The sequence below is a fragment of the Rhizobium sp. TH2 genome (assembly GCF_024707525.1).
GTDB lineage: Bacteria > Pseudomonadota > Alphaproteobacteria > Rhizobiales > Rhizobiaceae > Rhizobium_E.
Window position 1 is genome coordinate 2,451,701 of the sequence record NZ_CP062231.1, and the last position, 21,755, is coordinate 2,473,455.

At 60.8% G+C, this 21,755-nt stretch carries 25 protein-coding genes and 6 tRNA genes; 12 read left to right on the top strand and 19 right to left on the bottom strand.

Features of this window, described 5'->3' with window-relative positions:
- Nucleotides 1-6: 6 nt before the first annotated feature.
- Nucleotides 7-264: a YARHG domain-containing protein gene (locus IHQ71_RS12225; RefSeq protein WP_258162224.1), complete on the bottom strand. Its 258-nt coding sequence runs from the start codon at nucleotides 262-264 to the stop codon at nucleotides 7-9.
- 127 nt (nucleotides 265-391) lie between these two features.
- On the opposite strand from IHQ71_RS12225, the gene IHQ71_RS12230 reads away from it, so the two are divergent.
- Complete coding sequence (locus IHQ71_RS12230) at nucleotides 392-1,822, top strand: MFS transporter (protein ID WP_258162225.1); 1,431 nt, start codon at nucleotides 392-394, stop codon at nucleotides 1,820-1,822.
- 4 nt (nucleotides 1,823-1,826) lie between these two features.
- Here the strand turns inward: IHQ71_RS12230 and IHQ71_RS12235 are convergent, their stop codons facing one another.
- From IHQ71_RS12235 to IHQ71_RS12255, 5 genes are all read right to left on the bottom strand, one after another.
- The gene (locus tag IHQ71_RS12235) at nucleotides 1,827-2,399 is read right to left on the bottom strand and encodes an HdeD family acid-resistance protein (protein WP_258162226.1); all 573 of its coding nucleotides are present in this window, start codon (nucleotides 2,397-2,399) and stop codon (nucleotides 1,827-1,829) included.
- Between the two features lie 78 nt (nucleotides 2,400-2,477).
- Nucleotides 2,478-3,518, bottom strand: a complete 1,041-nt coding sequence (locus tag IHQ71_RS12240) for a zinc-dependent alcohol dehydrogenase family protein (RefSeq protein ID WP_258162227.1) — start codon at nucleotides 3,516-3,518, stop codon at nucleotides 2,478-2,480.
- Between the two features lie 109 nt (nucleotides 3,519-3,627).
- Nucleotides 3,628-4,029, bottom strand: a complete 402-nt coding sequence (locus IHQ71_RS12245) for a cupin domain-containing protein (RefSeq protein WP_258162228.1) — start codon at nucleotides 4,027-4,029, stop codon at nucleotides 3,628-3,630.
- A gap of 87 nt (nucleotides 4,030-4,116) precedes the next feature.
- Nucleotides 4,117-4,192, bottom strand: a tRNA-Val gene (locus tag IHQ71_RS12250).
- 101 nt (nucleotides 4,193-4,293) lie between these two features.
- Nucleotides 4,294-4,467 carry a hypothetical protein gene (locus tag IHQ71_RS12255; protein ID WP_258163018.1) on the bottom strand — a complete coding sequence of 58 codons (174 nt, stop codon included), beginning with the start codon at nucleotides 4,465-4,467 and terminating at the stop codon, nucleotides 4,294-4,296.
- A gap of 269 nt (nucleotides 4,468-4,736) precedes the next feature.
- On the opposite strand from IHQ71_RS12255, the gene glgA reads away from it, so the two are divergent.
- Together glgA and IHQ71_RS12265 are read left to right on the top strand one after the other, a co-directional pair.
- Entirely contained in the window at nucleotides 4,737-6,212 is a 1,476-nt protein-coding gene (gene glgA / locus IHQ71_RS12260; RefSeq protein ID WP_258162229.1) for a glycogen synthase GlgA, read from the top strand.
- 124 nt (nucleotides 6,213-6,336) lie between these two features.
- A complete protein-coding gene (locus IHQ71_RS12265; RefSeq protein WP_258162230.1) occupies nucleotides 6,337-6,543 on the top strand; it encodes a hypothetical protein in 207 nt (68 codons plus the stop codon).
- Here the strand turns inward: IHQ71_RS12265 and IHQ71_RS12270 are convergent.
- Nucleotides 6,523-6,900 (bottom strand): response regulator, encoded by a 378-nt coding sequence (locus tag IHQ71_RS12270; protein WP_258162231.1) that lies wholly within the window; start codon nucleotides 6,898-6,900, stop codon nucleotides 6,523-6,525. The genes IHQ71_RS12265 and IHQ71_RS12270 overlap by 21 nt on opposite strands.
- Nucleotides 6,901-7,112: 212 nt before the next feature.
- Here IHQ71_RS12270 and IHQ71_RS12275 point away from each other — a divergent pair, with 212 nt between their 5' ends.
- A complete protein-coding gene (locus IHQ71_RS12275; RefSeq protein WP_258162232.1) occupies nucleotides 7,113-7,823 on the top strand; it encodes a Crp/Fnr family transcriptional regulator in 711 nt (236 codons plus the stop codon).
- Nucleotides 7,824-7,840: 17 nt separating this feature from the next.
- Here IHQ71_RS12275 and IHQ71_RS12280 read toward each other — a convergent pair whose 3' ends face one another.
- A complete protein-coding gene (locus IHQ71_RS12280; protein ID WP_258162233.1) occupies nucleotides 7,841-8,077 on the bottom strand; it encodes a DUF6894 family protein in 237 nt (78 codons plus the stop codon).
- Nucleotides 8,077-8,295: a DUF2934 domain-containing protein gene (locus IHQ71_RS12285; RefSeq protein ID WP_258162234.1), complete on the bottom strand. Its 219-nt coding sequence runs from the start codon at nucleotides 8,293-8,295 to the stop codon at nucleotides 8,077-8,079. Before IHQ71_RS12285 ends, IHQ71_RS12280 begins: the two co-directional genes overlap by 1 nt.
- Before the next feature lie 173 nt (nucleotides 8,296-8,468).
- Between IHQ71_RS12285 and IHQ71_RS12290 the strand changes: the two genes are divergently transcribed.
- Nucleotides 8,469-8,750, top strand: a complete 282-nt coding sequence (locus IHQ71_RS12290) for a hypothetical protein (protein ID WP_258162235.1) — start codon at nucleotides 8,469-8,471, stop codon at nucleotides 8,748-8,750.
- A 27-nt stretch (nucleotides 8,751-8,777) separates the two neighbouring features.
- On the opposite strand, the gene IHQ71_RS12295 is transcribed toward IHQ71_RS12290, so the two are convergent.
- The 5 genes from IHQ71_RS12295 to IHQ71_RS12315 all read right to left on the bottom strand — a co-directional run bounded on the left by IHQ71_RS12295 (nucleotide 8,778) and on the right by IHQ71_RS12315 (nucleotide 10,509).
- Nucleotides 8,778-8,854, bottom strand: a tRNA-Arg gene (locus tag IHQ71_RS12295).
- Between the two features lie 50 nt (nucleotides 8,855-8,904).
- Complete coding sequence (locus tag IHQ71_RS12300) at nucleotides 8,905-9,210, bottom strand: ETC complex I subunit (protein WP_258162236.1); 306 nt, start codon at nucleotides 9,208-9,210, stop codon at nucleotides 8,905-8,907.
- Nucleotides 9,211-9,300: 90 nt separating this feature from the next.
- A tRNA-Pro gene (locus tag IHQ71_RS12305) sits at nucleotides 9,301-9,377 on the bottom strand.
- A gap of 65 nt (nucleotides 9,378-9,442) precedes the next feature.
- Nucleotides 9,443-9,931 (bottom strand): DUF192 domain-containing protein, encoded by a 489-nt coding sequence (locus IHQ71_RS12310; RefSeq protein WP_258162237.1) that lies wholly within the window; start codon nucleotides 9,929-9,931, stop codon nucleotides 9,443-9,445.
- Nucleotides 9,931-10,509 (bottom strand): cold-shock protein, encoded by a 579-nt coding sequence (locus IHQ71_RS12315; protein WP_258162238.1) that lies wholly within the window; start codon nucleotides 10,507-10,509, stop codon nucleotides 9,931-9,933. Before IHQ71_RS12315 ends, IHQ71_RS12310 begins: the two co-directional genes overlap by 1 nt.
- 188 nt (nucleotides 10,510-10,697) lie before the next feature.
- On the opposite strand from IHQ71_RS12315, the gene IHQ71_RS12320 reads away from it, so the two are divergent.
- From IHQ71_RS12320 to IHQ71_RS12340, 5 genes are all read left to right on the top strand, one after another.
- Complete coding sequence (locus IHQ71_RS12320; protein ID WP_258162239.1) at nucleotides 10,698-11,138, top strand: VOC family protein; 441 nt, start codon at nucleotides 10,698-10,700, stop codon at nucleotides 11,136-11,138.
- 251 nt (nucleotides 11,139-11,389) lie between these two features.
- A complete protein-coding gene (locus IHQ71_RS12325) occupies nucleotides 11,390-12,757 on the top strand; it encodes a D-Ala-D-Ala carboxypeptidase family metallohydrolase (protein WP_258162240.1) in 1,368 nt (455 codons plus the stop codon).
- A 172-nt stretch (nucleotides 12,758-12,929) separates the two neighbouring features.
- Nucleotides 12,930-13,004: transfer RNA gene (locus tag IHQ71_RS12330), tRNA-Glu, on the top strand.
- Nucleotides 13,005-13,150: 146 nt separating this feature from the next.
- Nucleotides 13,151-13,225 (top strand) — tRNA-Glu (locus IHQ71_RS12335).
- A gap of 73 nt (nucleotides 13,226-13,298) precedes the next feature.
- Nucleotides 13,299-13,373: transfer RNA gene (locus tag IHQ71_RS12340), tRNA-Glu, on the top strand.
- Between the two features lie 5 nt (nucleotides 13,374-13,378).
- Here IHQ71_RS12340 and recJ read toward each other — a convergent pair.
- The 5 genes from recJ to IHQ71_RS12365 form a co-directional block, all read right to left on the bottom strand.
- The gene (recJ, locus tag IHQ71_RS12345) at nucleotides 13,379-15,181 is read right to left on the bottom strand and encodes a single-stranded-DNA-specific exonuclease RecJ (protein WP_258162241.1); all 1,803 of its coding nucleotides are present in this window, start codon (nucleotides 15,179-15,181) and stop codon (nucleotides 13,379-13,381) included.
- Between the two features lie 60 nt (nucleotides 15,182-15,241).
- The gene (locus IHQ71_RS12350; protein WP_258162242.1) at nucleotides 15,242-16,564 is read right to left on the bottom strand and encodes a homoserine dehydrogenase; all 1,323 of its coding nucleotides are present in this window, start codon (nucleotides 16,562-16,564) and stop codon (nucleotides 15,242-15,244) included.
- Between the two features lie 24 nt (nucleotides 16,565-16,588).
- Entirely contained in the window at nucleotides 16,589-17,812 is a 1,224-nt protein-coding gene (locus IHQ71_RS12355; protein ID WP_258162243.1) for an LL-diaminopimelate aminotransferase, read from the bottom strand.
- A gap of 104 nt (nucleotides 17,813-17,916) precedes the next feature.
- Complete coding sequence (locus tag IHQ71_RS12360) at nucleotides 17,917-18,549, bottom strand: LysE family translocator (RefSeq protein ID WP_258162244.1); 633 nt, start codon at nucleotides 18,547-18,549, stop codon at nucleotides 17,917-17,919.
- A gap of 4 nt (nucleotides 18,550-18,553) precedes the next feature.
- Nucleotides 18,554-18,865, bottom strand: coding sequence for an SHOCT domain-containing protein (locus tag IHQ71_RS12365; RefSeq protein ID WP_258162245.1), 312 nt, complete (start codon nucleotides 18,863-18,865; stop codon nucleotides 18,554-18,556).
- A 141-nt stretch (nucleotides 18,866-19,006) separates the two neighbouring features.
- On the opposite strand from IHQ71_RS12365, the gene IHQ71_RS12370 reads away from it, so the two are divergent.
- Together IHQ71_RS12370 and map are read left to right on the top strand one after the other, a co-directional pair.
- Entirely contained in the window at nucleotides 19,007-20,848 is a 1,842-nt protein-coding gene (locus IHQ71_RS12370; RefSeq protein WP_258162246.1) for an alpha/beta hydrolase, read from the top strand.
- A 72-nt stretch (nucleotides 20,849-20,920) separates the two neighbouring features.
- A complete protein-coding gene (gene map / locus IHQ71_RS12375; RefSeq protein WP_258162823.1) occupies nucleotides 20,921-21,748 on the top strand; it encodes a type I methionyl aminopeptidase in 828 nt (275 codons plus the stop codon).
- The last annotated feature ends 7 nt before the right edge of the window (nucleotides 21,749-21,755 follow it).

Sequence of the window (21,755 nt, forward strand, 5' to 3'; positions counted from 1 at the left end):
CCGCAGTCAGCAACCCATGTTGTTTTCCTGGCGCTTGATCTGCTGGATCTGCTTCTGCTCGCGACGGGTGAAATCCGGATCGTCCGTATAACAATCGCTGTTGTCGAACGCGTCCATGCCGTCCTGCGTCTTGAAGCAGAAGCCGTTGCGGTTATAGATCTCGTTGCGCTGCCACCAGAGATCGTAGCAGCCGTCCGCCAAAGCAGGCTGCACCGAAGAGATCAGCCCCACCGCCGCAAGTATCGCCAAAGTTGAAAAACGCATCGTCCCCACTCCTCATATTCGCTCGAAATAGCTATATGAATCGAAGGACGTATTCAAAGACCGATTTATTCCGAATGCGATTGCCCCAAAAATGGTCGGCAGCGCCTGCCTGATGTGGTGATTGCATATGACGACTGACAAGCGGGAGATCGGGAGCCAAGAGATCGAAACGCCGCGCCTGCGCGATCTCTTTACGCGATCACGCACCCCGGCGACGCTGCTGCTTGGCGCGGGCGTCGGTCTAGAGGCGCTGGAATTCTATGTCACGACCAGCCTGATGCCCTCCATGGTCCGCGATATCGGCGGGCTGGAACTGCTCGCCTGGACGGCCTCACTGTTCGTCGCGGCCATCGTGCTGGGATCGATCTGCGTGGTGATCCGGCCGCGCAACATGACGCTGAACCAGACCTATATCACAGGCGCACTGCTCTTCGCCGTCGGCTGCGGCATCATCGGGCTGGCGCCGAACATGATCATGGTTCTGGTCGGCCGCGTCGTGCAGGGGTTTGGCGCCGGGCTGCTGGTTACCATGGCCTATTCGTTCATCCGATTCGTCTATCCGCCTGGCCTGCAGAATGCGGCGTCGGCGCTCTACACATCGCTATGGGGCGTCTCGGTGTTCCTCGGGCCGACGATGGGCGGAATGTTCGCGAATGGCAGCCAATGGCGCTGGGCGTTCCTGATCCTCATCCCGTTTGCCGTGATCATGGCGTTTGCCGCGCCGAAATGGCTGCCCGAGGGCGAGGACGACCGCGAGCCGGAAGATGTGCCGCTTCCGCAGATCCTGCTGATCCTCGGCGCAATCCTGGCGATTTCCTTCGCCGGCACGGCCGAGACCCATCTCTGGCGCACGGTGCTCGTCGGCGGTGGGCTGGCGGCCATCGCAGCCCTGCTCTTCTGGGAGCGGCACTCCGCCGCCCGGCTTTTCCCCACCCAGGCGACATGGCTGGGCCATCCGCTCGCCAAAGTCTATCTCGTAATGTTCCTGGTCATCGTGTCGCTGAATTCGGATATCTACGCGCCCTATTTCCTCCAGACCCTGCATGGCGTGACGCCGCTGGTTGCCGGCTATCTCGTGGCGCTCGTCGCCCTGGGCTGGACCGCAGCGGGTCTCGGCACTGCTTCTTTCCAGGGGCGCAAGGCTATCGCCGCGATCGTTGCGGGAACGATCGTTTTGTCCGCTTCGACCTTCATTCTGGCGCTGGTGATCTCCCAGGCCAACGCAGCAGGCAATATCTGGATCGTTGTCGCGATCTCTGCCCTACTATTCGGCATGGGCGTCGGGACGGGCCTCGGCTGGGCACATCTTGTCTCGCTGGTACTCACCCGGTCCGACGATGCGGAGGCCGACAAGGCCTCGGCCTCGATCAATCTCATCCAATCGCTAGGTGCGGCATTCGGCGCGGCAGTGGCAGGCGTGGTCGCCAATTCCTCGGGCCTCGTCACGCCAGGCGGAACGGAGGGCGCGATCAGCGCAGGCTTCTGGCTCTATCTATCGATGGCACTTCCGGCGCTTGTCGCCCTCTTCGTGGCGCTGCCGCTGTTCCGAAAAACCTGACCGATCAGCTTTTGCGCGCTTGCCACGCCATGTTGGCGATCGCGGCGCCGATGCTGATCAACTGTACGCCGAGCATCAGGCCGACGAGCCAGATGGCCGTCACCTTGAGGAACGCCAATAGCAGGACCGAAAGGATAACACCGACGAGGCCGCTGGCCAGCACCCAACCCCATTGCGGCATCGGCCGGATCGTCAGCGCAAAGACGATCTTGGACACGCCTTCGATCATGAAGAAGATGATCAGCAGCAGCGTGAGGGTAACTAGGCCTTGCCCAGGCTCGCGGACAAACAGGAAACCCACCAGGATCGCGAGGATCGCCGAGATCAGTTGCAGCCAGAAATGCGGCGCGTGCTTCGCCCCGATCAGGCTGATGGCCTGGATGATGCCGCTGAACATCAGAAGCCAGCCGATCAGCACCACCACCGCAACCGCCGACATCAGCGGATAGATGATCGCCAGCATGCCGGCGACAACAAGCAACGCCCCCTGAATCAGATACCAGGTTGAATGCTTCTTGAATGCTTCCCTCATCGCGTTGCGGAACAGAACGGATGCGGTTTCGAGATCATTTGCCATCGATTGCCCCTCCTTCTCAGCCAAGGTGGACAGCCTAGCGCATTCCGGAAACCGCTACAACTGTGGGAAGAATCGTGCCTAAAATTGCGTGATCACGCTGATGCCGATCTCGCGCGACGTCTCCATGCCCATCAGCACCGGCACCGCCTCTTCCAGCGTTATCGTGCGGCCGATCAGCTTCGCGGGCGCGAGCTTGCCCGCGGCGATCATGTCGAGCATCGCGCCATAGCGCCAGGCCTGCATGCCATGGCTGCCATAGATTTCGAGTTCGTGGCCGATCACCTTGGCCATCGGTATCCTCGCCGTGGCGTCATCGCCCAGCATCAAGCCGACCTGCACATGCCGGCCACGACGCCGGAGATTGTCGATCGAGTTGAAGCTGGTGACCTTATGGCCGAGCGCATCGATGGAGACATGCGCGCCGCCGCGCGTGATCTCCCGCACCGCCTCGGGCACGTCGGCGACGCTGGCCGCATTGATACCGGCGACCGCGCCCATCGATTGGGCGAATTTCAGCTTGTCGTCGGCCACATCGATCGCCACGACATTTGCGCCGAGCGCCGAGGCGATCATGATCGCCGACATGCCCACGCCGCCGCAGCCATGCACGGCGACCCATTCGCCCGGCCGCGTGCGCGCCTGATCGACCACCGCGCGGAAGGAGGTGGCGAAGCGGCAACCAAGGCTGGCGGCCGTGGCAAAATCGACATCATCGGGCAGGTGCACGAGGTTGGTATCGGCATAATGGATGCCGACAAATTCCGCGAACGAACCCCAATGCGTGAAACCCGGCTGGAACTGATGCGAGCAGACCTGCTGGTTGCCGGAATGGCATTCCTCGCAGCGGCCGCAGCCGGACACGAAGGGCACGGTGACACGTTCGCCGACCTTGAACCGTATCACATCCTTGCCGACAGCCGATATCACGCCCGCCAGTTCGTGGCCCGGCACATGCGGCAGCACGATATCCGGATCATGGCCCACCCAGCCGTGCCAGTCGCTGCGGCAGACGCCCGATGCTTCAACCTTGATCACCACGCCATGCGGTTCCGGCACCGGGTCGGGCAGCGTGCGGATCTCGGGTCGCTCGCCGTAGCGTTCGTAATACATGGCCTTCATGGAAGCATTCTCCGTCGTTCAGTGGCACGGAGGATCGCATGCCAGGCAGCCGCGATAAAGCGCCCGCACGGATGATATTTGCTGATGCACCGATCGTGTTTGCTTGGCGTCAGCCCTCGCCTGCATATTGCGTGTCGGTCACATGTTCCAGCCAGTCGACATGCTTGCCATCAAGCGCTTCATGGATCGCGATATGGGTCATCGCCACCGAGGGCGAAGCACCATGCCAATGCTTTTCGCCAGGCGCGAACCAGACCGTGTCTCCGGCCCGGATCGTCTCCATCGTGCCGCCCCAGACCTGGCAAAGCCCGACGCCCGAGGTCACCACCAATGTCTGCCCCAGCGGATGGGTGTGCCAAGCCGTGCGCGCACCAGGCTCAAACGTCACCGAAGCCGCCCTCACCCGCGCCGGAGCCGGCGCCTCGACCAATGGATCCTGCCGCACGCGGCCAGAGAAGTAATCGGCGGACGGAATGGAAGACGGACGCGAACCGGCGGGGTGGATTTTCATGGAGCACTCCTGGGCGATGGTTGGCGCATTATAGAGCGGCGGGATGACGGCGCAAAGTCATAACAGGATAATGAAATTAATGAAAAATGGTGGGCGATGACGGGCTCGAACCGCCGACATCTTCGGTGTAAACGAAGCGCTCTACCAACTGAGCTAATCGCCCCCGGACCCGAGGGTGCGGCGGATGTAATCTGTTCGTGGCCGAAGCGCAAGACGAAATTTTGCCTCTGTGGATAATCCCTTGAGGCGTGGCCGGCCCACTCGTCACATATATTTGCCGGGCTTGTCGTTCTCGTCCGGGTTGGGCAAGGGCTCCTCGCCGGGCAGCCGGTCGGGCTCGGGCTCCTTGATCGGTGGATCGACATCGGGCGGCATGGGCGGAACCGGATTGCCTGTGCCGGGGTCGTAGCCGGGCATGGGTGCCATGAAATTCAGCATGGTGATCTCCTTGTGTTTTTGGACCAATCCCTGCCTTTTCAATTGGTTCCGCCATACGGCCTCGATACAGGCCAAATTTGCCCCGACAAACACTTTGACTTTCCCTCTATCGCGGCGCAACATCCCAGAAACGACGACGTAGAATCCGCGTCGCCATACCCCGATTCAAGGAACTGAAATTTAGCTCTAGCGTTACGCGATTGGGTAAGCGCGCATTAATACAGTTTGACTAGTTTGAGTGGCATTCTGGCTAGGATTGGGCGGCCCGCATGAAGGTACTATCCGTGACATCGGAGGTGTTTCCGTTCGCCAAGACCGGCGGACTGGCCGATGTCACCGGGGCACTGCCGAAGGCCCTCCAGAAGTTCGGCATCCGCACCATCACCCTCGTCCCCGGCTACCCCGCGCTGCTGCCCATGGCGCGTGCCGGCGCACCGCTTCTGGTCTTCGATGAAATCCTCGGCGAAGCCGCCTCGCTCCGGCATTTCCAGTCCGAGGACCAGATCTATTTCGTGCTCGATATCCCGACGCTCTATGATCGTCCCGGCGGGCTTTATGTCGACCAGGCCGGACGCGATCATGCCGACAATTGGAAACGGTTTGCCGCCCTCTCGCTGGCCGCGGCCCGCATCGCCGACGGCATCCTTCCGGGCTGGACGCCCGATATCGTTCACACCCATGATTGGCAGTCGGCGCTGACTTCGGTCTATATGCGTGAGATGGGCAACGACAAACCCGTCGTCCTGACCATTCACAACCTCGCCTTCCAGGGCCAGTATCCCGCGGGCCTGTTTCCATACCTGCATCTGCCGGTGCGTGCCTATTCCCTTGATTGCCTCGAATATTATGGCGATATGTCCTACCTCAAGGGCGGGCTGATGACATCGGATGCGATCACAACGGTCAGCCCGACCTACAGCCGCGAGATCCTCACGCCGCGTTTCGGCATGGGCATGGAGGGCGTGCTGAACGCCCGGCGCGACAAGCTCAAGGGCATCCTCAACGGAATAGATGATGACGTCTGGGACCCCTCGACGGATGCCTATCTCGCCCGCCCGTTCGACGCCGCGACGCCGGAACTGCGACGGGAAAACCGCGCCGCGCTGATCCGCGAACTTGGCATCGACGAGGACGAAGGCCCGATTTTCGCCAGCGTCAGCCGCCTGACCTGGCAGAAGGGCATGGATATGCTCGCCGACGTGGCGGAAGAGATCGTCTATCGTGGCGGCAAGCTCATCGTCTGCGGCCAGGGCGACGCTGCGATCCAGGACCTGCTTGCCGCGAAGGCAAACCGGTTTCCGGGACGGGTGGCGGTGCATATCGGTTATGACGAGCGCCTCGCCCATCTCATTCACAGCGGCTCGGATTCGATCATCCAGCCGTCGCGCTTCGAGCCCTGCGGGCTGACCCAGCTTTACGGCCTGCGCTATGGCGCCGTGCCGATCGTCTCGCGCACCGGTGGACTGGCCGAAACCGTGATCGATGCCAACGATGCCGCCATGGGTGCGGGCGTCGCTACCGGTTTCCAGTTTCATCCGATCACCACCGAAGGCCTTCGCCATGGTGTGCGCCGTGCCATCGAGGTGTTCCAGTTGCCCGACCAGTGGCAGCGCCTGCAGAACCAGGGCATGACCGCCCGCTTCTCATGGGAGCGCAGCGCCGGCCTCTACGCCATCCTCTATCGCCGTCTTCAGGACGAAGCCGAGAGCGGCAACGACAACTTCCAGACCCTCGCGACGGGCTGATTGCAGCCTTCCTGGGTGCGATCATTTTCTTCAAAATTTATTGGAACCCGATCCCATCCCACCCGTTGAGTACAGTAAGCGGACGGCCGCCTTCACACGCCCGCGCTTAAAAAGAGGAAGGGACATGTTACACATTGAGACTTACTGGAAAGCACATCCGCATGTGATCGATGAGACCGGTACCGCATGCGCGATTGAGGACATCGCCTTGGGGGCGGCACATGTGATGGTTCCCGAGGAGGTCGATATCCCGCTTCCGCGCGATACGGCGGAACAGATCGCAGTGCCGGCTTCGATCAATGGCCGCGACCTATCGCGTGGTAAACCCTGACGCGCGCTGGAGGGCGTCCACCAATTCGTCCTGGGTGCAGGGCTTCGTGATCCATACCGCCTGAGTGATGAGGTCGTTCTGATCGGAAGACGCCTGCGTGTCTCCTGAATAGATCACGAACGGGATCGTGCGATCGGCGAGCCGTTCGGCGACGATCGTCCCTGGCCCGTCGCGCAGGTGAAGGTTGAGGATCGCGATATCGGGATGATTGCCGTCGATCCAGTCCAGGGCATCCCTGCAGGTCATCGCATGGTGAACCTTGGCCGCGCCTAAAGCATTGAGCATGGATTCAACATCCATGGCGATCAGCGGCTCGTTCTCGACGATGAGAATGGTTTTCAGGTAGTCGGCCAGCAATTCGGGAATCCACAGTCAAGGTCTCCGCTGGTTATAACCGGTCCAATTGGAAAAGCTCGTTATGTACGCAATCGCACCAACCGGGGCGATCGTCTTGCGGGAGCCTTCAAGCGGCCTTAAGCAAATTGGATCGAACAAAAATGACAGACCAGGCTACATTTCGCGGAGAAAAGCTGTGGAGTTCCAATGCTCTGGCCGAACCGGAAAGAGCAATGGTATCGCAAGCGAAAGTCCGTAACCGTCTTTTGGCGCTGATGCCGGACGATGCGTTCAATATGGTGGCCGACGACATAGAACTGGTCGAGCTCCCGCGCTCCTTTGTATTTTCGGACCCGAATACGCCGAGTGAATTTTCTTACTTTATCGACTCGGGCATCGGCTCGATCGTCGCCATTACACCACAGGGCCAGCGTTCGGAGGTCGGCATTTTCGGCCGCGAAGGCATGACACCGGCAAGCCTGGTGCTCGAAACCGCGCAGACGCCCTACTCCATCTTCATGCAGGTTCCCGGCCACGGCTACCGCATCGCCAATGACACGCTACGCGCGGCGATCGAAAAGAGCCAAACCCTGCGCAAGCTCCTGTCGCGCTACGCCTATGCGCTGTCGATCCAGACCGCCTATACCGGCCTTTCCAACTCCGTTCATCACATCGACGAACGCCTCGCCCGCTGGATCCTGATGTGCCATGACCGCACCCCCGGCGACCAGATCGCTTTGACGCATGAATTCCTGTCCGTGATGCTCGCGGTCCGGCGATCCTCGGTGACCACGGCACTGCATGTACTGGAAGGCAACCACCTCGTCTATTCCGAGCGCAACCTGATCACCATCCGCGACCGCCGCGCGCTCGAACTTTTCGCGGGCGATGCCTATGGCGTGCCGGAACAGGAATACCAGCGCCTCATCGGGCCGATGCAATGATTGAGCCGCGGTGATTTTCACGGCAGCCTGAGCACGCTGCGAAACGGCACGCGTTCGAGCACGGTGCCAGCCTCGTCCGAAATCTCGAAGACCTGGCCGTCGAGCACGCCACCCTCTCTCAGCAGATCGGCGAGGAGATCGCGTGCCGACTGCCCGGCCTCGGAACGCGCGGCCTCAAGGTCGGGCAGGTCACTTCCATCCGGATCGCGGATGAAGGCATCGTCCGTTCGAATGTGAAAAAAGTATCTTGGCATCAGGTCTTTGATTTCAGCCCGCGCGGCTTCTGCCCAGCCGATGTCTTTGGCTTGGTCGCGGCTTTCTTCACCGAGTCGGACGCCGGCAGGTCTTCGAGACCATGCACCTCGGATTTGGCGCGCCGCCAATGCTCGTCATGCTTGCCGTCGGGGCGGCCTTCTTCTTCCCATATCTGGTGGGCCCGTTTCCGGATTGGGTGGTCTTGTGTATCGTCCATGGCCCTCTCCCTTTTTCCGCTGACATTGAAATGATCGAAGTGGCAAAAGGTTTCCGTGCGGTTGCGTACCGGCTGCCGGCTGCCCCCCAAATAAAGTCAAAACAGCCTTAGCGTGTCGCATCGCGGCACGTTATGTTCTTCCGAAATTTGGTTTCATGTCTGGGAGGACATTCATGCGCGTGCTTGCAGCAGCTTCTATTCTCCTTCTTGTATCCGCCTTCCCCACCTATTCCCTCGCCGCCGCGGAGGGCGACATTATCGGCCAGTGCCTCGAGGACAATGCCGACGAGGGCCAGACAACGGACGCCGTCGCGACCTATTGCGCCTGCGCCAACGAAAAGATGATGCAGGACAATTACGGCAAGGACATCGACAGTTCCGAATGGGAAAAGATGAACGCGGACGGCCAGGAAGCGTGCTCGAAGGAAGCAGGCTGGGTGAGCAGGCCGGATTGAGCGGCGGTTGAGGTGACCCGGGAAGAATGGCGACCCCTGCAGGGCTCGAACCTGCGACAACCTGCTTAGAAGGCAGGTGCTCTATCCAGCTGAGCTAAGGGGCCGCACTGGCCGGAGGCCGTAAAGTCTAGGGCTTCAGGCAGCCGGGTGACGACTAATGCGTCCAGGGCTGCGTGCGGGTATATTTGAAATTGTCCGTGTAGGACACCGTCTTGCGGGTGGCTTCCTTGGGCTCGACGACCCGGTATTCGATATTCTCGCGCTTGGCATAGGCCTCGGCCAGTTCGCGCGTTTCGAACATCAGCTTGAGCTGCTGGCGCATGTCGCCCGAACCGGTATAGCCGGTGACCGAGTCGATGACGCGCGGGCGCTCCTGATCGTATTCCAGCACCCAGAGATTTGTCTTTGCCTTGCCGGATTGCATCGCGGTCTTGGCGGGACGGTAGATTTTTGCCGGCATGCTGGATTCACCCCAAATTCGTCTGGCACTTATGGTCAAGCATACTGCCATAAGATTGACGGCAAGCAAATGACCATGTCCCTTCGGAAGTGGTCGGAGCGGAGAGATTCGAACTCCCGACCCTCTGGTCCCAAACCAGATGCGCTACCAGGCTGCGCTACGCTCCGTATCTTCCGATGTCGAGGGACTTACACAAGTCGTCCCTGCCCTGCAACTCTTAAAGTGATGTGATTCAAGGCTTCTTCGCAGATGCCGCGATTTGACCGCTCTCGATCATGTCGCCGGCGGCGATTCCCAGCTTCTGCGCCGTGCCGGCATTGAGTTCGAGCACGAAGCGCACGGGATCGCGCGAATCGATGATCTCTTCGGAGAGCGGCATCGTGTCGGCCCTGACAAGCGCGATCCGGCCATCCGGCCCGATGAACAGCATGTCGAGCGGCAGATAGGTGTTCTTCATCCACATATAGATGCGCCGCGTCTCGCCGAAATCGAACAGCATGCCCTTGTCCGCAGCCATCTCGTCGCGGTTCATCAGCCCCTGTTGGCGCTGGTCGGCGGCAATCGCGAGTTCGACCGTGAATGGGAATTCCTTACCCGCCTTGGTGCGGATCACAAGCTTTTCGGTCTCGAAACCAGCCGAGAACGCCATGGCCGAGGCCAGAGCAAATAGAAAAAGCGCGGCAAGCGCGCTTTTATTGAGACGCTGCAAAGCACGACGCATCAGTGAGACCGGTTGCCCGGATTGATGATGTCAGGATGGATTTCGGCCGCCATCAGCCCCTTGTCGCCATCGCCGAAGCGGACCAGCACACTCTGGCCGGGCCGGAGTTCTGTAATGCCGTAGCGGCGCAGCGTTTCCATGTGGATGAAGATGTCCTCGGTGCCCTCGCCGCGCGTCAGAAAACCAAAACCCTTGGTGCGGTTGAACCACTTGACGATCGCCCGCTCGAGCCCGCTCGACGGCGTGACCTGCACATGTGTCCGCACTGGCGGCATCTGTGAGGGATGCACGGCGGTGGATGTATCCATGGAGAGGATGCGAAACGCCTGATAGCCCCGATCGCGCCTCTGGACGAGCGCCACAACCCGCGTGCCTTCGAGGATCGTCTGGTAGCCGTCGCGGCGCAGGCAGGTTACGTGAAGGAGGATGTCGGCCTCGCCGTTATCGGGGATGATGAAGCCGAAGCCCTTGGCTACATCGAACCATTTGATGACGCCGGTGATTTCGAGGAGGTCAACCGGCTCGGCAGCCATGTCCTCGAAGAGGGAGATGCTCTTGGAAGAAATCCTATCCGCCATACTGTCTTGCCCCTACTACGCCACATACCGGTTAACTGATTCTTCACTCCTGAGATTAACATCCCGAAATGATACAGATGCAAGTCCCGGTAGCTAAAAAACCTATGGCTTGTGTTCGCATAAATGGCTTGCCTCAAGCTGGCTTTCTGTCCAGATTTGCGCCAAACATCAGCCAAAACGAGGACCCAATGCGCTATCTCCATACGATGGTTCGCGTCACCGATATCGACGCCTCGCTCGACTTCTATTGCAACAAGATGGGGATGATCGAGGTCCGCCGCATCGAAAACGAGGCCGGCCGCTACACGCTGGTCTTCCTCGCGAGCTCCGACGATATCGACGCCGCCAAGGCGTCCGCCGCGCCGACCCTCGAGCTGACGTTCAACTGGGACCCCGAGGACTATAGCGGCGGGCGCAACTTCGGTCATCTGGCTTACGAAGTCGATGATATCTATACCCTTTGCGCGTCGCTGCAGGAAAAGGGCGTCACCATAAACCGGCCACCGCGTGACGGCAGGATGGCCTTCGTCCGCTCGCCAGACGGCATCTCGATCGAGATTTTGCAGAAGGGCGGAGCGCTGCCCCAGGCCGAACCGTGGCTTTCCATGCCGAATACGGGAAAGTGGTAAGCTTGGCAAAAGGCCCGGCTGCGACGGAACACGCTTTCGCCGCATTTGATACGCATCCAGTGCCGGGGCTTGGCGACAGCCCCGGAACTTGCTGCAAACCCTGTTCATCGTAGCGGCGATCACGACAATTTTACCTTGGTTTACATTTTGCGATTTTCTGTCTAAACAGGGTCGCCGGGATGAAAATCATACAAATAGCGTGGGGACGGATTTTGCCAAGCGACCGGATCAGCACAGCCAAACCCGGACCTATGCGTTACGTGCTTCTTGCCGCCACCATGCTCGGCCTCCATGGCTGCATGTCTTCTCCCGCCGACCAGCTTGCCCAGATCCAGACCACAGCCGCGACCCGTCCCGCCAATCTCATCGAACTCGCCGCGCAGCAGAAAGCCGCCGCCAGCGAGGAGCAATCCGAGATCGCCAACCAGGCACACCAGGACGTCCGGTCGCTCGATTCCGCCGACCTCGGGGTGACCGACGATGCGAGTGCGAACCAGAATCAGGGTCTGTTGACGCAGCCTAAGAACATCGCCGCAACGCAGAACAGCATCTATTCAACGCAGGACGGCAATTTTACCCAGCAAGGTCTTGTGCCCAAGACCGGCCGGTTGAAGGTCGAGCCCGGCACGGAAACCGTCGCCGCGACCAAATCCAGCATCTACGCCAACAATTCCGTCGAAGCCGTCATTGCTGCCGACAGCCAGGCTGAGCAATCGGCCGCCGACGCGCTGCCGAGCTACGACAGCCTCGCCGAGCGAATGGCGGTGCCGATGCCCGATGCCAAGGACGTCGAGCAGGTGCAGGATGTCGCCATGGCCGATACCGAAATTCCGGTGCTCGACCCCAATCCGACGCTCAATGCGCTCGACACGGCCACCGGCCCGGATTCCGAGCTGGCCGCCGCCGATCCCGCGATTGCCGATCTCGATACGCTGCAGGCAAATCTTGCCGGGCCTGTCGCCGCGGAGATGGAAGAACAGCCCGAGAAAAAGCCGCTCACGCTCGCCGACCTCTTCCGCAAGAAGGATTCCAAGGATTTCGACGGCGACCGCTTCGCCAAGAAGAAGACGCTCACGCGCGGCATCCCCAACATGCAGACAGCGGCGCTCAGCGACAACGCGCTGCCCGGCGTCAACGTCAATGCCATGTTCCCGACGAACAGCATATCAGACGACGAGGAACACGAAGGCGACGACGAAGACGCGCCCGCCGGCCTGATGCAACTGGCTTCGCTGCCATCTATGACCCGCCTTTCTCCCAACGGCCTTTATATCCAGACCGACAAGGTCGAGGTCCGTTGCCTGAGGCCGCAGCTTGTCGACCTGATCCACCAGGTCGAGAACCACTACAAGCGTCCCGCCATCATCACGTCCGGCTTCCGTGATCGGCGCCACAACAGGCGTGCCGGCGGCGTACGCCATTCGCTGCACACGCTCTGTGCGGCAGCCGATATCCAGGTCCAGGGCGTCTCCAAGTGGGAACTCGCCGATTATCTCCGCTCGCTGCCGGGCCGTGGCGGCATCGGCACCTATTGCCATACGGAATCGGTGCATATCGATATCGGCAGCGAACGCGACTGGAACTGGCGCTGCCGCCGCAAAAAGCGCGCCCGCGGCTGATATCCAGTCGTCGGGCCACCCGGCGCAATCCTCCCGGCCCAGCTATTCCATGCCTAAGTCATTGCCCTGATTTTGCTTTTTCGCATTTGGTGGATGCGGCTTATTTACCGGCGGAAATTCGGATTTTGCGCTTGCGGTGTGCAAACAAGCTGGCTATATACGCCCCGTTCGCGCGCCCTTCGTCTATCGGTTAGGACACCAGATTTTCATTCTGGGAAGAGGGGTTCGACTCCCCTAGGGCGTGCCAACCGTTTCTCCCCTTCAAAGAATATGAAATCGTTTGAACGCATTGCATGCGTTTCTTCATGTGATTTTGAAGATTCTGTGAAAATCCCGCGCCTGCCCGCTTGCGTGAATCGAATCCGCTGCTATAAGGGCGCCATCGAAGCGCACGCGCCCTTCGTCTATCGGTTAGGACACCAGATTTTCATTCTGGGAAGAGGGGTTCGACTCCCCTAGGGCGTGCCACTTCGATGATTTTCATGACATTGCGATGACGCTTGCAGCAGGCCTTGCGCTTGCTTATATTCGCGTCCACCGCGCGCCCATCGTCTAGCGGTCAGGACACCGCCCTCTCACGGCGGGAACAGGGGTTCGATTCCCCTTGGGCGTACCAATTTCTCACACAGCCTTCGCCGCATCCGTGATCCGGAACTGGATTCGCCGCGACCCCTGCCAGTAATCCGCGCTGAGCGACCCGGTAACATGCACCTGGTCGCCACGCGAGGAGAGCAGGAAGCGCCCGAGATCGGTATCGACGGCGCGGAAGGCCATGGCTTCGAGGCGCGCACCGTCCATCGCCTGCAGCGAAACGCGGATGTGGTTGGTGCCGACATAGCGGCATTCCAGGATCCGATGGAACGGCAGTGCGAAGACCGGCTGCGGGTGGCCAGAACCGTAAGGCCCCGCTTTCTCCAACTGGTCGATCAAGTCGAACGTGGCACCGGAGGCACCGAGCGCGCCATCGATATCGAGCATCTGGTCCTCGACAAGCTCCGACACCTGCTTGCCGGCCATCTCCTCGAAGAAGCTCCGCACACGGCCGAGATTGCCGCGCTCCACTGTCAGGCCGGCTGCCATGGCATGGCCGCCACCCTTGAGCAGGATCCCCTCGTCAACGGCAGCGCGCACCATGCGGCCCATATCGAAGCCCGGGATCGAGCGGCCCGAACCGGTGCCTTTTCCCGAGGGATCGAAGGCTATCGCAAAGGCTGGACGACTGAAGCGTTCCTTGAGGCGCGCCGCGATCAGCCCGACAATACCGGGATGCCACTTGTCGCGCGCCGTGACGATGACAGAGGCGCCCTCGCCCGTGCCGTATTCGGCCAGTGCCTCGGCCTCCGCCTCGGCCAGCATGATCTTCTCCATTTCCTGGCGCTCGCGATTGAGGTCGTCAAGTTTTGCCGCGATCTCGGCGGCCTTGCCGGCATCATCGATGGTCAGCAGGCGCGACCCAAGTGCCGCGTCACCGATCCGTCCACCGGCATTGATTCTAGGGCCAACGAGAAAGCCGAGATGATAGGGCGTCACCGGCCCGCCGATGCCTGCCTTGACGAAGAGCGCGGCCAGACCGGGATTGCTCATATGGCGGGCGGCGATCAACCCCTTCACCACATAAGCCCGGTTCAGGCCCTTGAGCGGCACAACATCGCAGACCGTGGCCAGCGCCACGAGATCGAGCAGGGACAGAAGGTCGAGGCTCGCTGCACGGGGATCATTGCGTTGGCGCATCAGGCGGTGCAGTGCCACCAGCACGAGGAAGACGACGCCGGCGGCGCAGAGATGCCCCTGCCCCGACAGATCGTCCTCGCGGTTCGGATTGACCAGGGCATGCGCGATCGGCAGTTCATGGCCGACCTGATGGTGATCGATGACGACGACATCGATGTCGCGCGCCGCGGCCGCCGCCAGCGAGTCGATGCTGGTCGAACCGCAATCGACGGTGACGATGAGTTGCGCGCCATCATCGATCAACTGGTTGATCGCGGCTGGGTTCGGGCCATAGCCTTCGAAGATGCGGTCGGGGATATAGATCGTCGCCTCAAGGCCGAAATGCCAAAGGAAGCGGTAAAGCAAGGCCGCCGACGAAGCGCCATCGACATCGTAATCGCCGAAGATCGCGACATGCTCGCCCCTGTCGATGGCGCGCGCGATACGCTCGGCAGCCTTTTCGCAATCCGTGAGCGTATAGGGATCGGGCATGAGGTCACGGAGCGTCGGATCGAGGAAAGCCGGCGCATCGGCCACGCCAACGCCCCTGCCCGCGATCACCCGTGCGATCAATTCCGGCATTCCATGGGTCTGGGACATGGCGAGCGCGCGATTGAGCCCCGCCTGGTCGAGGCGCTGCTGCCAGCGCTGGCCGCTCACCGAGCGCTCGACACCGAGAAAGGCCCTTTCGACCGGATCAACGCGCTCGTTCATCTCAACTCCCCGCAACATATTGAGAAGTAGGGATAAACACTAGCGAAGTCAAAGCCGCGCTCAGGCCGCCTTCGGCCGCTCGATACGGATCACCTGCGGCTCGCCGATCAGGTAGCCCTCGGTCTTGATCGCACCGACGGCGCGGCGAACAGATTGCTCTGTGGTCGCATGGGTAACCAGAATGATCGTCTGGCGTTCGGCCTTGTCGTCATGCTTCTTGGGGCGCTGAACGATGGATTCGAGCGAGATGGAATTCTCGGCCATCCGTGTAGCGACGCTGGCGAAGACGCCGGTGCGATCCTCGACCGTCAAGCGGATGAAATAGCCGCCTTCGTGGCTCTGGATTTCACCGCGCTTGTAGGGTGCAAGCTGTTTTGCCGGGCGGCCAAGGCTGGGCACGAGCTGCGCGCCGGGATGGCTCTTGGCGATGTCGGCGATGTCGCCCATCACGGCGGAAGCCGTCGCGTTACCGCCCGCACCGGGGCCGACCATCAAGAGCTCGCCGAGCACGTCGGATTCGATCGCCACGGCGTTGGTCACGCCATCGACCTGCGCGATCACCGAATCCTGCGGCACCATGGTCGGATGCACGCGCTGCTCGATGCCGGATGCCGTCTTCTGCGCCACGCCAAGCAGCTTGATGCGATAGCCCAGATCGGCCGCCGCCAAGATGTCATCGAGCGAGATATTGGTGATGCCTTCGAGATAGATATCGTCGGCCGCGATCTGCGTACCGAAGGCCAGCGTGGTCAGGATCGATAGCTTGTGGGCTGTGTCGTTACCCTCGATATCGAAGGCCGGATCGGCCTCGGCATAGCCAAGCCGTTGAGCTTCCTTGAGGCACGCCTCGAAGGTCAGGCCTTCCTTCTCCATCCGGGTCAGGATGTAGTTGCAGGTGCCGTTCATGATGCCGTAGACGCGGTTGACAGTGTTGCCGGTCAGCGACTCGCGAAGCGCCTTGATGACGGGAATGCCGCCAGCGACCGCCGCCTCGAAATTGAGGATCGCGCCGTTCTGTTCGGCCAAGCCGGCGAGTTCGACGCCATGCCTGGCGAGCAGCGCCTTGTTGGCGGTGACGACATGCAGGCCGCGCGACAATGCTGCCTTCACCGAGGAATAAGCGGGGTCGCCATTGCCACCCATAAGCTCCACGAAGACGTCGATATCGGCCGTGCGGGCGAGTTCGGTCGCATCGTCGAACCATTGGAAGTCGCTCGCATCGAAGCCGCGATCACGGCTCCGATCGCGTGCCGACACAGCCACGACATCGATCGCCCGGCCGCAGGACACGGTCAGCAGTTCACTGCGCGTCTGGAGAACCTTTATCAGCGCGGCACCAACGGTGCCCAAGCCTGCAATGCCTATTCTGAGGGCATCAGCCATATTCAATTCCTGTTTCCGTAATGTTTATCTGGCGGATTTCAGCGCGACAACGTTGTGGAGCGTCTCATCAGCCGTTCCGAAGAATTTCTTGATCGAGCGCGCGGCCTGCCGCAACCGGTGCTCGTTTTCGACCAGGGCAATGCGCACATAGTCATCGCCGTGCTCGCCGAATCCGATACCTGGTGCCACCGCCACATCGGCCTTCTCGATGAGCAGCTTGGAGAATTCGAGGCTGCCAAGATGGCGGAATTTTTCCGGCACCGGCACCCATGCAAACATCGAAGCCTTCGGCGCCGGGATATCCCAGCCGGCCCGGCCAAAACTCTCCACCATCACGTCGCGACGGCGCTTGTAGACCTGCCGCACCTCGTCGATATGCTTGTCGGCGTCGGGATCGTTGAGCGCAGCACTCGCCGCCACCTGGATCGGCGTAAAGGCACCGTAATCGAGATAGGACTTCACCCGTGTCAGCGCCGAAATCAGCCGCTCGTTGCCGACGGCAAAGCCCATGCGCCAGCCGGCCATGGAGAAGGTCTTCGACATGGAGGTGAATTCGACCGCGACATCCATCGCGCCGGGCACCTGCAGAAGCGACGGCGGAGGGTTGCCGTCGAAATAGATTTCGGAATAGGCGAGATCGGACAGCACGAAGATGCCGTGCTTCTTGGCGAAAGCGACCACGTCCTTGTAGAAATCGAGATCGACCACGGTCGCGGTTGGGTTCGATGGATAGCAGAGCACCATCGCGATCGGCTTGGGGATGGAATGGGCCACGGCGCGTTCCAGCGCCCGGAAGAACTCGGCATCCGGTTCGACCGGGATGGAGCGGATAACGCCGCCGACCATCAGGAACCCGAAGGCATGGATCGGATAGGACGGGTTCGGGCACAGCACCACGTCGCCCGGCGCGGTGATCGCCTGGGCCATGTTGGCAAAGCCCTCTTTGGAACCTAGCGTCGCGACAACCTGCGTGTCGGGATTGAGCTTGACGCCGAAGCGCCGCTCATAATAACCGGCCTGTGCGCGGCGCAGGCCGGGAATGCCCTTTGACGACGAGTAGCCATGGGTATCGGGCCGCTGCACAGACTCGACCAGCTTGTCGACGATCAGCTTGTTGGTCGGCAGGTCGGGATTGCCCATGCCCAGATCGATGATGTCGGCACCGGCCGCGCGCGCCTGGGCCTTCAAACGGTTGACCTGTTCGAAAACATAAGGCGGAAGGCGTCGGACCTTGTGAAACTCTTCCATCATAGACCTCTTGGGCTAATAGCGGCATCACCGCGCCGCAAATCACGCTTTGCGTCCAAACGCCGGGAAAGGCAAGGGCAAAAAGGGCATCCGCGACGGCTATATTAGCGCTGCGCTTCCGTTGCCATCCGCATCGCAAAGCCGGCGAGCACGGTTCCCATCACCCAGCGCTGCACCAGCATCCAGGTCGGGCGGCTGGTCAGAAACACCGCGAGCGAGCCGGCGATCATGATCAGCACTGAGTTGACGGTCAGGCTGATGGCGATCTGCGTGAAGCCGAGCGCCAGCAGTTGCGTCATCACGCTTCCCGCGTCGGGATGTATGAACTGGGGCAGCAGTGACAGATACATGACCGCGACCTTCGGATTGAGCAGGTTGGTCACCAGTCCCATAGCCAGCAGTTTTCTCGGGCCGTCGGGCTTCAGTTCCCGGACCTGAAACGGCGACCGGCCACCGGGACGAACCACCTGCCACGCGAGATAGAGCAGGTATAGCGCGCCGGCGAAACGCAACGCGTCATAGGCATAGGGGACGGCGAGCATCAGCGACGTGATGCCGACAGCCGCCGAAAACATGTAGAAAAGAAAACCAGCCCCGACGCCGATCAGGGAGATGAAAGCCGCGCCCCTGCCCTGGCTGATCGAACGCGAGACGAGATAGACCATGTTCGGACCCGGTGTGATCACCATGCCGAATGCGATCAGCGAGAATGCGAGAAAGCTTGCGAGCGACGGCATTCGACTACTCCGTTGTCCGGCCCAGGGCCTGAAGTTCCTCGACGCGGCGCCTGTATTCCGCTTCCGAGACCGTTCCCGCCTTGCGCTGGCGCGCAAGCGCAGAGAGCTGCGTCTCCATCCGCGCGGCGTCCTCATCCGTCATCTGCGGCATGGCCGAGTCGAGCGGCTTGGAGAAATCGGGATACCTGTCCGATTGGACCGGCCGATGATCCACAGGATGCACTGTCTCTGTCCGCGACGCGCTGGAGCAGGCGACCAGCCCAGTGGAGAACACCGCAAGTGCGATCAGGTTTTTGAGGGTCCGTGCGGAGGGCATTCCGTTCTCGCGTCTGAAAATCGAATTTCGGCATTTGGCCGGGGCGCCCATTTTTCTGACACCTAAATGGTGGAAATTGCAATGCGTTTCATGCAATCTATCCGTCAATAATCAAAATGAGAATAAGGGGAGCGAGGCACGATGGCCGACAGAGACACGAGGCAAGAGCCGCCCAGCGATGCCCTGCCCGGTTTCGATCCGGCCAAGATCGAGCCCTTCGTGGTCAAGAATCCCGAGGCCTTGACGCTGAATATCGCCCGCTCGCTTGAGAACCTCGGCAAGGCCGCCTCCGAATGGCTGCAGCCGCGCGAAAAGGGCGAGAAGACCAATGCCGATATCGAGCCGCTCACCGATATCGTCGCCACCATTTCCAAGGTCGTCGAATACTGGGTCTCCGACCCCTCGCGCACGCTCGAGGCGCAGACCCATCTGATGAGTTCCTATTTCGGCATCTGGATGAATTCCATGAACCGCGCGGCGGGCAAGGCACCAGCGGTACCGGAGGTGCGGGAGGACAAACGCTTCTCGGCACATGACTGGAAGGAAACGCCGTTCTTCGATTTCCTACGGCAGACTTATCTGGTGACCGCCGACTGGGCCGAGAAGCTGGTGCAGGAAGCCCAGGGACTTGATCCGCATACGCGCCACAAGGCGGAATTCTATGTCAAGCAGATCACGTCTGCGCTTTCGCCGAGCAATTTCATCGTCACCAATCCGGTCCTCTACAAGGAAACCGTCGCCCAGAACGGCGCCAATCTCGTCGAAGGCATGAAGAAGCTTGCCGAGGATATCAAGGCAGGCCGCGGTGACCTGCGCCTGCGCCAGACCGATACGTCGAAATTCAAGGTCGGCGAGAACATGGCGGTCACGCCGGGCAAGGTGATCGCCGAGAACGATATCTGCCAGATCATCCAGTATGACGCCGCGACCGAGGAGGTACTGAAGCGCCCTCTCCTCATCGTGCCGCCCTGGATCAACAAGTTCTACGTCCTCGACCTCAACCCGCAGAAGAGCTTCATCAGATGGTGCGTCGAGCAGGGCCATACGGTCTTCGTCGTCTCCTGGGTCAACCCCGACGAGCGCCACGCGCACAAGGATTGGGAAGATTATGCCCGTGAAGGCATCGGTTTCGCGCTCGACACGATCACCAAGGCGACGGCTGAGAAGGATGTGAACGCCATTGGCTATTGCGTCGGCGGCACGCTGCTGGCGGCAGCGCTAGCACTACATGCGCAGGAAGGCGACAAGCGGATCAAGTCTGTCACGCTGTTCACCACCCAGGTCGATTTCACCTATGCCGGCGACCTGAAAGTGTTCGCTGACGAGGCCCAGATCCGCAGCATCGAGAAGAGCATGGAGGAGGACGGCTTTCTTGAAGGCACCAAGATGGCGATGGCCTTCAACATGCTGCGCTCGCAGGAATTGATCTGGCCTTATTTCGTCAACAACTACCTCAAGGGGCAGGAGCCGACGGCCTTCGACCTGCTCTACTGGAACGCCGATTCCACCCGCATGCCGGCCGCCAACCACTCCTTCTATATGCGCAATTGCTACCTCGACAACAATCTCGCCCAGGGGAAGATGGAGATCGCGGGCAAGACGCTCAGCCTCAAGGATATCAAGATCCCGGTCTATAACCTCGCCACCCGCGAGGACCATATCGCACCGGCAAAATCCGTTTTCACTGGCTCGAAGCTGTTTGGCGGGCCGGTGACCTATATCATGTCGGGCTCCGGCCATATTGCAGGCGTGGTCAATCCGCCTGACAGGAAGAAGTACCAGTTCTGGCATGGCGGCCCAACCAAGGGCGATTTCGACGATTGGGTCGCGGCGGCCGAAATGACCGAGGGTTCCTGGTGGCCGCATTGGCATGCCTGGATCGAAAGCCAGTCGGACAAGAAGGTCGATGCGCGGAAACCGGGCGGCAACAAGCTCAATCCGATCGAGGAAGCACCCGGCTCCTACGTCAAGGTTCGTATTTGACGAGGTGCTTTTCCCAGCATAGAGGTTGGAATACCGCTTGAACGTGCCTGTATTGAAAGTTGATTGGTCCTGATGGTCACCTATATCGAAGCCCTTGCCGCACCCATGAAGAACACCGGTGCCATCCGTCTTTATGGACCCGATGCATTCCAGGGCATGCGCAAGGCCTGCCAGTTGACGGCGCGCTGCCTCGACGAGATCTGGCCGCTGATCAAGCCCGGCGTCACGACCAACGAGATCGACCGCTTCGTCTTCGAATTCGGCATGAAGAACGATGCCCTGCCCGCGACGCTGAACTATCGCGGCTATCGCAAGAGTTCCTGCACCTCGATCAATCACGTGGTCTGCCACGGCATTCCCGACGACAAGCCGCTGCGCGAAGGCGAGATCGTCAATATCGACGTCACCTTCATCCTCGACGGCTGGCATGGCGATTCGAGCCGCATGTATCCCGTCGGCGAGGTCAAGCGCGCCGCCGAACGGCTCATGGAAGTCACCCACGAATGCCTGATGCGCGGCGTGCGCGCCGTACGGCCCGGCGCTCGCACCGGTGCGATCGGACATGCGATCCAGTCGTTCGCCGAGGCGGAACGCTGCTCCGTTGTGCGCGATTTCTGCGGCCATGGCGTCGGCCGGCTGTTCCATGATGCGCCTAATATCCTTCACTACGGCCAGGCCAACGAGGGTCCGGAATTGAAAGAGGGCATGATCTTCACCATCGAGCCGATGATCAATCTCGGACGGCCGCATGTGAAGGTTCTCTCCGACGGCTGGACGGCCGTCACCCGCGACCGCTCGCTTTCGGCCCAGTACGAGCATACGGTCGGTGTCACGGCCGATGGATGCGAGATCTTCACGCTTTCGCCCGGCGGGCTCGACAAGCCCGGCCTCCCCAACTGAGGTATCG